Here is a 291-nt window from a genome sequence, read left to right on the forward strand (position 1 = left end):
GATCGCCGGAGTATGCCGTGATGTAAACAAAGCCATCAATGAGCAATACCCTATATTCAGTGCAGGTCGCTTTATGCGCACTGGTAAAGATCGTGTGGAAGTATCTTCTATCAATATGCCCGTTGCGATTGGTACGGTTCGTGTGGCAGCAGAAGACATTGTTGTTGCGGATGCCAGCGGTGTCGTTATTGTACCTCGTGAACGCGCAGAGCATATCGCACAAGTTGCCCATGATATTGAAAAAATTGAGTCGCCGATCCGTGAACGCATCGCTCAAGGTGATAGCATTCG

At 48.5% G+C, this 291-nt stretch carries 1 protein-coding gene; it reads left to right on the forward strand.

The annotated features are described in order from the left end of the window. Positions 1 to 291 (forward strand): RraA family protein (locus R0K30_RS21565; RefSeq protein ID WP_486304026.1); only part of this gene is annotated, 291 nt, incomplete at both ends.

Origin of the sequence: Bacillus sp. SIMBA_154 (assembly GCF_046536015.1) — a bacterium.
In the GTDB taxonomy this organism is placed as follows: Bacteria; Bacillota; Bacilli; order Bacillales; family Bacillaceae; genus Bacillus; species Bacillus pumilus_P.